The sequence below is a fragment of the Bacteroides sp. NGMCC 1.200775 genome, assembly GCF_040798045.1.
GTDB classification, from domain to species: Bacteria; Bacteroidota; Bacteroidia; order Bacteroidales; family Bacteroidaceae; genus Bacteroides; species Bacteroides hominis.
In genome coordinates this window covers 484,594-498,561 of record NZ_JASCQK010000003.1, presented here as the reverse complement: position 1 = coordinate 498,561, position 13,968 = coordinate 484,594, and the positions used below count along the sequence as shown (strand labels likewise).

Here is a 13,968-nt window from a genome sequence, read left to right as displayed (position 1 = left end):
CTATATTATCAGCGGGCTATTAGCTTTTCCATAGCCGCTACCATAGTATTATAAGCCGCTATAGCTTCACTTTTTTTCAGTTTATAATCAAGCATCTGGCGTTCCACCTGGATGACGTCAGTCAGCGACTGACGCCCGGCGGAAAATTCACGTACCATCAGCTGCCACGTGGAAAGTGACAAAGAGTACTGCTGTTCGTAGAGCAACACTTTACGGGCAGCATCATCAAGTTGCTGACGGACATTTATATATTCGGCCTGCAACTGGTTTTGTATATTGTCACGCTTCAATTCACTTGCCACGCGGTAATTATGGCTCTCCCGTTGTTGTGCATTGTATTTACGTCGGAACAAAGGAAGGCTGATTTTTAACATCGGCATTACCATATCCTTACCATTCATGTCGGGCATCCCCATGGGATCGGCCACCTTGTTGACCAAAGAGTATTGCAGTCCGATACCGATCATAGGATAACTCATACGACGCTCCATTTTTGCTTTGGCACGAAAAGCTTCACCTTCTGCCTCAAGCATAGTAATCATAGGATTATGTGTAAGAATGCTGTCGATCAGAATATGCTCATCTATGCGGTAGAAACGCTGTGTCAAAGAGTCAGGTACATGGACAGGAACATCAGACGGCCGGTTGAGCAGGGCATTAAAGCGAGCCTCAGCAGTCAGACGGGCGGACTGAAGAGTGGCAAGGTTATCTTCCAGTTCTGCACGTTCCATCTGGATACGAAGAACATCGGACATGCTACCGGTAGCAGCACTCCCCATCGATCCTCCACCCATACCAGACATACCACCGGAAGAAGTACCGATTGAAGTTCCAGAAGCGATGGCAGACGCCGCATTTCCCATTCCTCCCATACCGGCCATGTCGTTACCGGAAGCTGACGCAAGTGGCATCGAGGAAATCGATTTAGCAGCAGAAGCAGAAGAAGATGAGACAGACAAAGAGGTTGCCTGTGCCGACGAAGCAGAAAAACGATTCAGCGCCAATTGTTCAAGCTGACAGAGAAGATGAATATTAGTCTTCATCGTGCGATATTGCTCATTGAGGTTACAGAGCTGATACCACTGGGCTTTGACCTCATACCAAAGGTTGTTGCGAGTATCACGAAACTGTTCATAGGCCATACGTGCCATCTCGGAAGCCTCACCACGGGCTGCTTTACGGGTACCGAACCAAGGGAACATTTGCATCAAGGTGAAGTCGGCCACCTGTTTACCCATCAAGGTTTCCATGGGTTTGATAAAAAGGCCGATCTCTAATTCGGGATCGGAAAAGGCACCTGCCTGAGGAATCTTCTCCAATGAAGCTTTATAGAGCATGAAGTCCGCATTTACTTGCGGATTATTGCGGGCAGCCTGTTCCAGATAAACCGACAAGCTGTCGACCGGTTGCTGTCCTTCGGTAGGTGAAGCGGATTGCCGCGCAGAAACGGGAATAACAGCGGGACAAAGCAAAATATTAATTGCTATGACCAATGGATATTTATATTTTCTGTTCATTATTATATGATCGTTTACTTATGAAATACTATTATGCAAAAAGGTGAGACTTACCCGGGGGGTATATAGCCCCCATATGTGGGGAGTATACGGACCCCATATGCGAGGGGTACTCAGCCCCTATATATTATGGGGGGATACTACTCACCGTATGCTCCTTTCCGTTTCTTCTCCCGTCTACGCTCCACCGCCTCACGCCACCAGCATTGCAGCACCGGAACCACAAACATCGTCATCGACTGTATCAGCATCCCCCCAAACGTCGGGATAGCCATCGGAACCATGATATCCGCCCCTTTTCCGGTGGATGTCAGCACGGGAAGCAGCGCGATCAGCGTCGTCGCCGTTGTCATCGCCGCAGGGCGGACACGCTTCAATCCGGCCTCGACCACCGCCTCACGGATATCGTGTCGGGTCCTCGGGTCACGCTCCAGAAAGACGTGATGGATGTACGTCCCCATCAGCACCCCGTCGTCCGTAGCCACGCCGAAGAGGGCGATGAAGCCCACCCAGACCGCCACGCTGAGGTTGATGGGGTGCATCTGGAAGAGATCCCGCATGTTCTCACCGGCGATGCTGAAATTCATGAACCACGGTTGCCCGTAGAGCCACAGCAAGATGAACCCGCCCGCGAAGGCGACAAACACGCCGGAGAAATGGATCAGCGAAGCCGTCACCGTGCGGAACTGGAAGTAGAGCACCAGCAACACGATGAGCAGCGCCAGCGGGACGACAATCATCAGCCTGTCCGTAGCACGCTGCTGCTGCTCGTAGTTCCCGGCAAACTTATACGAGACGCCCTTGGGCAGCACCAGTTCGCCGCTCTTCACCTTGGCGTCGAGCATCGCCCCCGCCTCGTGCACCACGTCCACCTCGGCACGGCCGGAGAGCTTGTCGAAGATGACGTAGCCCACCAGGAACGTGTTTTCGCTCTGGATCATCTGCGCGCCGCGCGAATATTCGATGTCCGCCAACTCCTTGAGCGGCACTTGCGCCCCGGTGGCGGTGGGAACGAGCAGCATCGAGAGCGCCTCCGGACTGTCGCGCAGCTCACGGGCATAGCGCAGCCGGATGGGGAAACGCTCGCGGCCTTCCACCGTGCGGGTGAGCGCCATCCCTCCCACGGCAGCTCCGAGCACCTCTTGCAGGTCACCTACCGCTACACCGTAGCGTGCCATTGACTCCCGGTTGAGCTTAATCTCGAGGTAAGGAGCGCCCACCGCCCGGTCGTAGAACACGGACGAGGGGATGACGGACGGAGACGACTTCAATGCCTGTTCGATCAGCTTACCCCCCTGCTCGATGTCCTCCAGCGTGGGGCCATACACCTTCACCCCCATCGGCGCCCGCATGCCTGTGGAGAGCATCACGAGCCGCGCCTCGATGGGTTGTAGCTTCGGCGCCGAAGTCAGCCCCGGCAGGTGGGTGACGTTGACAATCTGTTGCCAGATGTCGTTGGCGTTCTTGATCTCCGGCCGCCACTGGCGGAAATAGTCGCCCCGGGGGTCGGCCACCAGGCTGTCGGCAGGCAAGAGGCGGAAACCGTCGGCAGGATTATACGTGCCCCCGTCCTTCAACACGAACGCCCCGTCCCCGTCCACCCGGAAACGTGCCCGCCGCCCGTCCTCGTCGAGGATATATTCGGGACGGTAGTTGATCGTATTCTCGAACATCTGCACCGGCGCCGGGTCGAGGGCGGAGTTCACCCGCCCCCACTTGCCGATGGCCGTCTCCACCTCCGGGATGGCGGCCAGGCGCTTGTCGAGTTTCTCCACATAGTCCAGGTTCTGCTCGATGCCCGCATGCGGCATGCTGGTAGGCATCAGCAGGAAAGAGCCTTCGTTCAGGCTCGGCATGAACTCCTGCCCGACGCCCCGCCAGATGAAGAACCCGCAGACAACTGTCGCCACGGGGATCATCATAAACTTCCAACGGTTGGCCAGGCACCAGCGCAGGATGCGTTCGTAGAAGATGACCAGCGCCCAGAGCATCGCCAGGATGATAGCCACGCAACCGGCCACGAAGAGCACGTTCACCGTCAGCCCCCGCCCCGGTCCCATAGGCAACCACTCTTCGGAGAGGTAGAAGAGCGCCACGAGCAGGGCGATGGCGATGTTGACGTAGTTGGCTATCTTCGGATTCTTCCAGCGCCCCGCCAGCAGATTGTTCACCCCTACCGCCGTCAGCCCCAGCGCGGGGATGCTGCCGTAGATAGAGCACAGCGCAACGCCCATCCCGATCAGCACGTAATTCATCCCCCGCCGGATCATCTTCGAGTCGATCCGCACCGAGAAGAGGAAATAAGCCAGTGTCGGCAACAGGATCAGCCCCAGCACGAAAGCCGAAGCCAGCGCGTACGTCTTGGTGTAAGCCAACGGCGAAAACATCTTCCCCTCCTGCGCCTGCATGGCAAACACGGGCAGGAAACTGACAATCGTCGTAATCATCGCCGTAGCGATTGCCCCCGACACCTCGCTCACCGCCTTGTATATCAGTCCAGCCAGCGCCTTCCCCTTCGTAATCCCCCGGTTCTCCGGCATCTCCATATACCGGATGATGCTCTCGACGAACACCACCCCCACGTCCACCATCACCCCGATGGCGATGGCGATACCGGACAGAGCCACGATGTTCGCCTCAATCCCCGTGTACCGCATCAATATAAATGTAGCCAGCACCGCGATGGGCAGCATGCTCGCAATCACCACCGACGCCCGCAGGTTGAGCACCAGCACGATAATCACGATGATACAGATCAGTATCTCGTGCGAAAGGCTCGACTCCAGCGTGCCGATCGTCTCCTTGATCAGTCCCGTCCGGTCGTAGAAGGGGACGACGGTCACCTTCGATACCGTCCCGTCCGCCAGCGTCTTTTGCGGCAGACCGGCATCCATCTCACGAATCTTCTCCTTCACGTTGTCGATCACTTCCAGTGGGTTCGACCCGTAGCGGGCAATCACCACGCCGCCCACGGCCTCCACACCTTCCTTGTCCAGTCCGCCGCGCCTCGTGCCCGGCCCGATGTTCACGAAAGCGATATCGGAAATGCGCACCGGCACCCCCTCCCGGACGGTGACGACGGTGTTCTCGATGTCCGCCACATTCTTCACGTAACCCAGCCCACGGATCAGGTATTCCACCTTGTTCACCTCCATCGTCTCGGCGCCGATGTCGAGGTTGCTCTTCTTCACGGCGTTCATCACGTCCATCACCGACACGTTGAACGAGTACATCGCGTCTGGGTTCAGCTCTATCTGGTACTCCTTGACAAACCCGCCCGCGGATGCTACTTCGGACACGCCCGCGGCGGCGGACAGGGAGTACTTCACATAAAAGTCCTGTATCGTCCGCAGTTCCTCGGCGTTCCAGCCTCCGGTGGGTCGTCCCGTTTTCGGGTCGCGCCCCTCCAGCGTGTACCAGTAGATTTGCCCCAGCGCCGTAGCGTCCGGGCCCAGCGTAGGCTGCACGTCCTCGGGCAGCGTGCCCGGCGGCAACGAATTCAGTTTCTCCAGGATGCGCGAACGGCTCCAGTAGAACTCGATATCATCCTCAAAGATGATGTAGATAAACGACATCCCGAACATGGACGAGCTACGGATGGTTTTCACCCCCGGTATGCCCAGCAGCGAGGTGGTAAGCGGGTATGTAATCTGGTCTTGGATGTCCTTGGGCGAACGTCCCATCCATTCCGTGGCCACAATCTGCTGGTTATCACCGATGTCGGGGATGGCATCCACCGGGATCGGGTTTCTCGGCACGATGCCCCCATGCCAGTTGAAGGGTGCGGTAGAGACTCCCCAGACCACGACCAGCGCCAGCAGGAGCATGGTTATTACCCTGTTTTCGAGGAAATAACGGATTATTTTGTTGATCATATAGAAAGATATTTATTGTATAATAGTAAACACTTGGAATGCCCAAAAGGATATGGGAATCCCTGACAGAATGTCCCAGAGAATAGGATATTCCCTAATGAAATGCATCAAAAGGGTATACCAATTCCTGTCCCACATTGAAAATCAGAGGGGAATAACTTCTTTTCTTCTCTCCGGAAAGGAAGTAAAGTGAATACTAAATCAAATAAGTACAATGATAAACAAACAGAGGAACTCCCGTTTGCTTGGGTGGAGAATCAAAAGCAATAAAACTCTGGCAGGTATCTTCCACCTCCAACGACAGAAACCCTGCATAGAGCACCGGTAACAGTTCTGTCACCACAGGTACCAGGTTCGTCACCACCACATGGTTCACGTCCTGATCTACCGCCAGCTTGATGTAATGTGCCTCATCCTTACAACAATCCGAAGTCTTCTTCTGTCCACACATGGTGCAAGCAGATGCACTCCCCCATTCCACATCTGCCATACGGCCCATGCAGTAATGAACGTTGACTGTAATGCCTGATGACACCACAGCATATAATAACGTAAGGATGATTAATATGAACTTCTTCATGCGCGTTTTTGAGGTTGCGAAAATAAGTATCGGGATGGACACTTTCGAGCCCCGTTACATATAATTAACGTATGAATATCCTTTTTGGTTTAATCCTTTTGGTTATCTTTACCCCACCAACTAATAAAAAAACTGTCATGAAACATATATCTATCAACTATATCTTCACTACTGCCCTCGCCTTGGGCGCCGGTATCAGTATTCCTGTCCTCGTGGGGAGCACTTGCCTCAGCGAGCAACATTCTGTACAATCGGAAGTACCATACTGTGTCACTCCGCCTACCGTCCCCGAACAAGCAATCTTCGATGGCGACACCATCGACCTCCGTCGTTACGACCGACGTGAACGCATGGACCGTGAAATGATGTCGTTCACTTATATGCACTCCACCACCATGCTGATGTTGAAACGCGCCAACCGCTACTTCCCCATCATCGAACCACTATTGAAAGCCAACGGTATCCCCGACGACTTCAAATATCTGATGGTGATAGAAAGCAGTCTCAACCCTATCGCACGCTCCCCGGCAGGTGCCGCCGGCCTGTGGCAATTTATGCCCGCCACCGCCCGCGAATTCGGTCTCGAAGTCAACGATAACGTAGACGAACGCTACCACATCGAGAAAGCCACTGCAGCCGCCTGTCGCTATTTTAAGCAGGCTTATGCCAAATATGGTGACTGGATGGCCGTTTCCGCTGCCTATAATGCCGGACAGGGACGCATTTCTTCGCAACTGGACAAGCAGCTGGCTGATCATGCCATGGACCTCTGGCTGGTAGAAGAGACTTCCCGCTATATGTTCCGCCTGCTGGCCGTGAAAGAGGTATTCGGCAACCCGCAACGCTTTGGCTTCTTGTTGAAACGGGAGCATCTCTATCCCGTCATTCCTTACAAAGAAGTGACGGTAAATACCGAAATCAGTGACCTGAGCGACTTTGCACAGAAACAAGGCATCACCTATGCCCAATTACGTGACGCTAATCCCTGGTTACGCGGCTCTTCACTGAAAAACAAAACCGGAAAGAAATACGTTATCCATATACCCACACAAGAAGGTATGAATTATGACCCGAAAAAGACCGTTCCATACGAACGGAAATGGGTAATTGATTAATAATTGACTCTGGCAGTTACATTAACATATTAACACATTGAAAAGTGATTCTTGGCTCTATCGTTTTCTGCACAACCAGGCTCTGAAGCGTAAGTTGTACGTCATTATTTTCGAATCCGACACACCCGCAGGGAAGGCATTCGATGTAGCCCTTATCATATGTATCCTATTGAGTATTCTGCTCGCCATTATCGAAAGCCTGCAAGGTCTTCCTTCCTGGCTTTCGACTCCGTTCATCGTACTCGAATACCTTTTTACGGCTTTCTTCACTTTTGAATACGTCACCCGTATTTACTGTTCGCCTCAACCACAGAAATACATCTTCAGTTTTTTCGGTATCATCGACCTGCTCGCTACGTTACCGCTCTATCTTGCCTTCTTTCTGCCCGGTGCGCGTTACTTGCTTATCATCCGTGCTTTCCGCATCATACGGGTATTCCGTATCTTCAAGCTCTTTAACTTCTGGCTTGAAGGCGAACGATTGCTCACCTCACTCAAAGAAAGTAGTAAAAAGATAGCCGTTTTTTTTCTCTTTGTCGTCATCCTCGTCGTCGCCATCGGTACGCTGATGTACATGATCGAGGGAACTCAGCCCAATACACAATTCAATAATATCCCGAACAGTATTTACTGGGCCATCGTCACCATGACCACCGTCGGTTATGGAGACATTACCCCCGCTACCGCCCTCGGCAAATTCCTATCCGCCTGCGTTATGCTGATCGGCTACACTATTATTGCCGTACCCACAGGTATCGTCTCTGTATCTATGATGAAAGAGTACAAAAAACTTAAAGATTTGCAATGTCCCAACTGTCACAAAACGGGGCATGAAGAGAATGCAACATATTGTAAATATTGCGGACATAAACTAAAAAACGAAGAAACACCCCAACAAGAATCCCAGACTAACGAACCGCGCCGGACTACTTCATAAGTATCTTGTCACCTTCAATTTTAGCCTCTTCCCTGTCCAACAACATCTGGACTCCCCTACGCATAGCAGTCTCCACATTCAGTCCGAAACGAGCATAACCTAATAACTGGGCAGTTATTTTCATTAAGTCAGTCAAAGGTAAAGCTATTTGTTGTTCCAATATACTCAGAGCTGCATTGGCCACCTCACGTGGAGGTAAATCTGCCACCTCACGTTTGGAATCAATACGAAATTTAGTATATGCCTCTGCTTCCTCTTTCGTATTCCAATAAAAAGTCAGTCCGTCAACTTCTTGCTTGTAATAAGGGGTTCTACTCAATATATCATCCATCCAGGCAATCAAACGGGCTGTTTTACGAAGAATTCCATAAGCACTGAAAATTCTGTTACTCAACAATGAACGACTGATAGGCGCTTCTGTATGCATAATTTCATCCAACTGTTTTCTGATACGGGGTTCTCGTCGAGGCATCATAAAGTCCCAGGAAGAAAGATTCACTGAAACCAAAGAAGCTGTTTCATAGATCTCCGATTCCACAGACTTTACTCCCTCCCGAATCACCTGTTCCGGAACGTTTACCAAACAAGGTTGTGCACTACATAGCAATCCGGCTTTCTGTCCTTGATTCAATACAGGAACAGGAAGAGAAACCGATGCCGGAATCTCCGATTTACTGCAACGTGCTTTCTCCAATTCTCCCTCTATACGGTCAATCACTTTTTGAGAATTTTCCCACCAGTCCATTGTCCATACCTTACAGATATTCCATCCCAGCATCTTCAAGACACTGCTTTGCACAATTTCCCGATCCCGGGCAGTTTTCGCAGCCCGATAATTTTCACCGTCACACAAAATTCCGAGCAAATAACGGGAAGAATTATCCGGATCGACAACACCTACATCTACCCGGAATCCGGAACATCCGATTTTAGTTTTTACCTGATACCCCCTCTCACGAAGCTTTGAGGCCACCAGTGTACCGATATCAATACTCTCGGACGCCATTGCATTAGAGTGATTCAAAACACCGGTGCCTTTACCGGCATATTCGAGGAAGTATTTCAAACCTGCCACTCCTACGGAAGATGTTTTTTTCAGGTCAATCTGATCAGCCTTTAATGTAGAAAAGACTTTCATCTCATACCGGGCACGAGATACCGCTACATTCAAACGACGTTCACCACCATCACGGTTCAGCGGACCAAAATTAAGGCTGACCCGTCCGTTGATATCCGGACCATAACCTACTGAAAACAAAATGACATCCCGTTCATCTCCCTGTACATTCTCCAGATTCTTAATGAAAACAGGTTCTTCACGGTTAAAAGCAAGATTCTCCAAATCGGCATTTTGCATAACAACATCCGACAACATATCTTCAATCAGAGTCTGCTGTACAGAACTGAATGTTACCACTCCAATACTTTGACGACTCAGCTTCGGATCGGAAAGCCTACGAACAATCTCGTCGACTACAGCCTGTGCCTCAGCTTGATTCTGCCGGCTTTTTCCTTTATCATAATATCCCTCAACAGATACCAGCGTAACTTTTGCAGCCAGATCGTCAGGAGACGGAAAAGTCAACAATTTATTATCATAATACTGTGAATTACTAAAAGCAATCAGGCTCTCATGTTTACTGCGATAATGCCATAACAAATATTTGGAAGGCATAGACAAAGCCAGACAATCATCCAGGATACTTTCCAGATCTTCCATCTCGATATGCTCTTCATCTACAGAGTTGCTGGTGAAGAAACTGGTTGGCGGCATCTGCTTCGGGTCACCTACAACGACCACATGGTTTCCACGGGCAATGGCACCAACAGCTTCGCATGTAGGCATTTGGGAAGCTTCATCAAATACAACCAAATCGAACTTATCATGGTTCACATCGATATATTGCGCTACAGACATAGGACTCATCAGCATACATGGGCACATGCGTGGCAATAAATTAGGGATAGAATCAAACAGTTTACGGATAGGTACCCCACGCCCATTACTACGGATACACTTCTGCAAAATTCCCACTTCCGAACTTTGGGCAGCCGCATACACAAACGATGGAATGTTAGAAGCCAATTTTGCATAAAGTTCTTTCTTTATCAATTCCTGATACTGTTCATTCAGTTCACGAAAACGGAGAATGCTGTCATTGAACAACTCTCCACTAAAGAACTGCAGTACCTGTTCCGTACCAATGGCATATTCCGTAAAACTACGATAAAATCCTTTCAAGTAAATATTCATCATCCGTTCGGTAGGCAGGTTACACTCCGTATACGCTGTAAATACAGACTCCAAGCCACAAGCTTCGAACCGACGGGACACATTCAGCCAACGATACCAGTCCTTCAATTTATCCGTGTTCTTTGCCCAAATTTCACACTGATGTAACGCTCCCGCCAGCCAATTGTCTTCACTGACATGAAGCACCTCTTTGGAAATACCCAGCAGTTGCAGCATCGATTCCTCCAATTGCTTTTCACGTTCCCAGTCCTGTACCACTCCCTCAAGTTGTTCCTTGTTCATTTGCCGGAATGAAGAATAGCCTTCTGAAAGCTGTTCTGCCAACTTCTCCTTAACCAAGCGTACTGATGACGCATCTTCGGCTAATCCCATCAACAATCTGTTCAACTGAAGCAGTCCCTCACTCATCGCTTCTATATCAGCCCACTGCTCTTCGCCTGAATGGGCCTTAGCACCAAACAAATTCTGCAGCCAACTGCTTTTGCTGTCCACTTCCTGCTTTTCTTGCTGATAAGAAAGCAATTGCTGCAATACCGGAAGTACCTGTTCTTTGCCTATACGCCCTTGCAACGAAAAGAGAGACATCTCTTTACAGAACTTACGTTGCTTCAGCCAACGGGGAAGGAACCAACTTTGTGTAATCTCTTTCCACTCCGCCAACTTTTGCTGTGCTGGAAAAGTAAAAAAAGCATCTTCAAACGATTGTTTCAGCAAACTGTAGACAGCATCCCTTTTTCGCCCATGTTCAATGATACGGCGTATCTTCTCAACATTCTCATTTGGCTCGGTCATCAATACCAAATTGGCAGTCATCCCCGGAAGTTGCATTAAGATACGAATAAACCGAACCAGACTCTCCAACAACTTCTCCGTATATTTATTACCTATTCCATATATTGAAAAGCACTTTCCCACCTTTTTCTCCATCACCTGTAAAAGAGTTATATACTCTTTCAAAAGCTTATCCGTTTCCTCTTTCAGTTGCGAAGAGTACTCCTTTATATTAATTCCGGTGAGGGGATGATGATAAGAATGTCCGCTTACTTTTCCAACTCCCACCAATTCTTCCACAGCATGGTTCCACTCGTTCAACTGTTCTTTGGTCAATGTGGTAAGCAGAAAAGCGGGTATCATTATTTCTTCTTTTTCGTCAATAGAACTGTAACGTGTGACCGCTTCATAAACGGAAATACCGCAAGGATATACCCGGTGCAGCGCCTCTACATATCCATTGATCTGCTGACGCATTTTAAACAGTCTCTCCGACTCTTCCTTAAACTCTTCCGGTTCTTTATACCGGAAAATCTCTGTTGACTCTTTTAACTGTCTGAGCACATCTGTTTTACGTGCTTTATTGGAATGTAATTCCAGACAAAAAGGAGCCAAGCCAATATTTGTAAGCCTTTTTTGTACCACAGAAAGTGCAGCCATCTTTTCGGCCACAAACAACACCCGTTTGCCTTGATACAATGCATTGGCTATAATGTTCGTAATGGTTTGCGACTTACCGGTTCCGGGGGGGCCGTGTAAAATGAAACTCTTTTCACTCACAGCTTCATAAACCGCTTCAAGCTGCGATGAATCCGCACTGACAGGCAGAGCAATATCAGCAGGCGTCAAAGTGTGGTCCAGCTCTATGGCACTGGCATCGACATCTGCAACTTCCCACTCCATTTTACCACTCATCAGGCTCCCGACTATCTTATTTTTACTTAACTCTTCAGCATTTGAATGAATGTCATTCCACATAATGAACTTACTGAACGAAAAAGTACCCAAAATAGCCTGTTCTTCCACATCCCAGCGTTTCTCATTCATCACTGCCTTCCTGAAAATAGAAAAGACACGTTTCACATCGGCACCATTCTCATCTTTCGGCAACGATTCGAGTCCGGAAATAGTAATGCCGAAGTTTTGTCTCAGCATCTCCAACAGAGTGATATTGAGCATACTCTCTTCTTCACGGGCACGGATGATGTACCCTTTGGACACAGACTTGCGAATCATCTCAACAGGAAGCAGCAAGATAGGTGCATAGCGGGGACGCTCACTATGTTCGGTTTCATACCATCTCAACAAGCCCAGAGCAAGATATAAGGTGTTTGCCCCATTCTCCTCCAGAGCTACTCTGGAAGAACGGTATAAATAAGTAAGCGACTTTTTCAGATCCTGTTCGTTCAAATAGGTTCTCAATCTTTTCTGTGTCAATTCCTGCTTAATCAAACCGAGCATCGGATCAGATTCCGTCAAAGCTCCATAAAGTCCGAAATCATACAATGGATTATCCCAGTCAGAGGGTTTGCCCAAGATCTGAAATTCCGTTCCGTCAGAAAAAGCATCCTCCATCTTATCCACATCCGCCGAAATCACCTGAAGAGCATTTCGGGTAATGCGAAGGTTCAGAAAATTATTACGGAGACTCAAGTCCAATAACTTTCTCTCCCATAAAAGTTGTTTGGTGACTTCCACGTAACAGTCCTGATTTCCCCAATCATATTGCTTAATCTCTTCCGGGGCATTGCTGTAACTGACGTGCGACTCGTCTTCCGGTGTCTGAATCATCTCCGGATTTACGATCCATGCTTTCCCATGCATTATCCTCTGAGGCAAAGGCAGGATATGGGCAAAACGGCTACGTGCCACATCAATAAAACAAATAAAATCGTTCACCGCTAACATTTTACCATTAGCCAATCCGACTGCTGCATCGAAAGTCACATTTTTTCCATCGTTCATGCAGGTAGCTTCCAGTAAAATAATTTCGTTGATCCCGTCTGCAGTTCGTTTTGTCAACAGCGAAGGATCATCATTCACCGCATCAGGAAATGTTCCGTCAATCAGCCAGCATCCCACTAAAGCATGTCCCTGAATAACCACCAGTAATGGATGCAATCCCATAGCTTCGGCACACGAAGCATACAATAAGGACATATCCAGGCAAGTTCCCAATTTGCCGGAAAGCACATTATCCGAAAGTCTGATTCTCTGCCCGGCATCTCCAAAACTGGCAGGAGGTGTACAATAAGCAATGTGCTGCTCCTTAACAGCCTCGTACAAAGCAGCTAATTGTATCTTTACCCTATTAGGATTACAACTCTGATAAGCATCCAACGAGGAGCTACCTGACCACTCTTTCAGAATGGATGCTGTACGAGAAATAATTCCTGTAAGTATGGGATGATTGGGGACCACAAACGCCGACAAAAGTTCGGGCAACACCTGAATACCTCCCCACTGATCGAAGGCCAATATATCAATGGGATATTTACTTTGGAAGACTACTTCTTCATCACAAGAAACAATCAGTCCGATAGCACCGGAAAAACGTTCGGTTTGCCGAATGAAAAAAGAAGGATCCAAAAGTAGGTTCAATGTGGTTATTTTGATCATTTCACCGGGAGATAACCTTTCTACCATCACAGGTGAAGCTGCTGCAAACTCAGGCTCAAAAATCAAAGATACCTTTAAATCCGCAAGTGGATGTTCCGTATTATTTTTGATAGAAAACAACCGTACAACAGGTATCCGGTTTTGCTGCATGGAATAATTGACGACAGGCAAATAAATAAACTCCACATCCAATTTGGAAGAAGGATTCTCTTGACTCATGACAAACAAGATTAATTAGTTCACATTCAAACAATAACATGCAGCAAAATTACATAATAATTTATAAACGAAGCCTACTTA

Annotated in this window: 6 protein-coding genes; 2 read left to right on the top strand and 4 right to left on the bottom strand. The window is 49.0% G+C overall.

What is annotated here, in order from left to right; genetic code table 11:
* Positions 1–8 precede the first annotated feature (8 nt).
* The 3 genes from QK890_RS11270 to QK890_RS11260 form a co-directional block, all read right to left on the bottom strand.
* Positions 9–1,520 carry a TolC family protein gene (locus QK890_RS11270; protein ID WP_032539512.1) on the bottom strand — a complete coding sequence of 504 codons (1,512 nt, stop codon included), beginning with the start codon at positions 1,518–1,520 and terminating at the stop codon, positions 9–11.
* 137 nt (positions 1,521–1,657) lie between these two features.
* A complete protein-coding gene (locus QK890_RS11265) occupies positions 1,658–5,392 on the bottom strand; it encodes an efflux RND transporter permease subunit (protein WP_032539513.1) in 3,735 nt (1,244 codons plus the stop codon).
* A gap of 196 nt (positions 5,393–5,588) precedes the next feature.
* Positions 5,589–5,972 (bottom strand): hypothetical protein, encoded by a 384-nt coding sequence (locus QK890_RS11260; protein WP_032531627.1) that lies wholly within the window; start codon positions 5,970–5,972, stop codon positions 5,589–5,591.
* A 137-nt stretch (positions 5,973–6,109) separates the two neighbouring features.
* Between QK890_RS11260 and QK890_RS11255 the strand changes: the two genes are divergently transcribed.
* Positions 6,110–7,087, top strand: a complete 978-nt coding sequence (locus QK890_RS11255) for a lytic transglycosylase domain-containing protein (protein ID WP_005780989.1) — start codon at positions 6,110–6,112, stop codon at positions 7,085–7,087.
* Positions 7,088–7,124: 37 nt separating this feature from the next.
* Positions 7,125–8,024, top strand: coding sequence for an ion transporter (locus QK890_RS11250; RefSeq protein ID WP_032539514.1), 900 nt, complete (start codon positions 7,125–7,127; stop codon positions 8,022–8,024).
* Here the strand turns inward: QK890_RS11250 and QK890_RS11245 are convergent.
* The gene (locus QK890_RS11245) at positions 8,014–13,887 is read right to left on the bottom strand and encodes a DUF3320 domain-containing protein (RefSeq protein WP_032539515.1); all 5,874 of its coding nucleotides are present in this window, start codon (positions 13,885–13,887) and stop codon (positions 8,014–8,016) included. The two genes, QK890_RS11250 and QK890_RS11245, sit on opposite strands and share 11 nt — an antisense overlap.
* Between the last annotated feature and the right edge of the window lie 81 nt (positions 13,888–13,968).

Bases quoted from the DNA above. Each gene is read 5' to 3' on its own strand.
- QK890_RS11245 (WP_032539515.1), bottom strand. From the start codon at position 13,887: ATGAGTCAAGAGAATCCTTCTTCCAAATTGGATGTGGAGTTTATTTAT.
- QK890_RS11260 (WP_032531627.1), bottom strand. From the start codon at position 5,972: ATGAAGAAGTTCATATTAATCATCCTTACGTTATTATATGCTGTGGTG.
- QK890_RS11255 (WP_005780989.1), top strand. From the start codon at position 6,110: ATGAAACATATATCTATCAACTATATCTTCACTACTGCCCTCGCCTTG.
- QK890_RS11265 (WP_032539513.1), bottom strand. From the start codon at position 5,392: ATGATCAACAAAATAATCCGTTATTTCCTCGAAAACAGGGTAATAACC.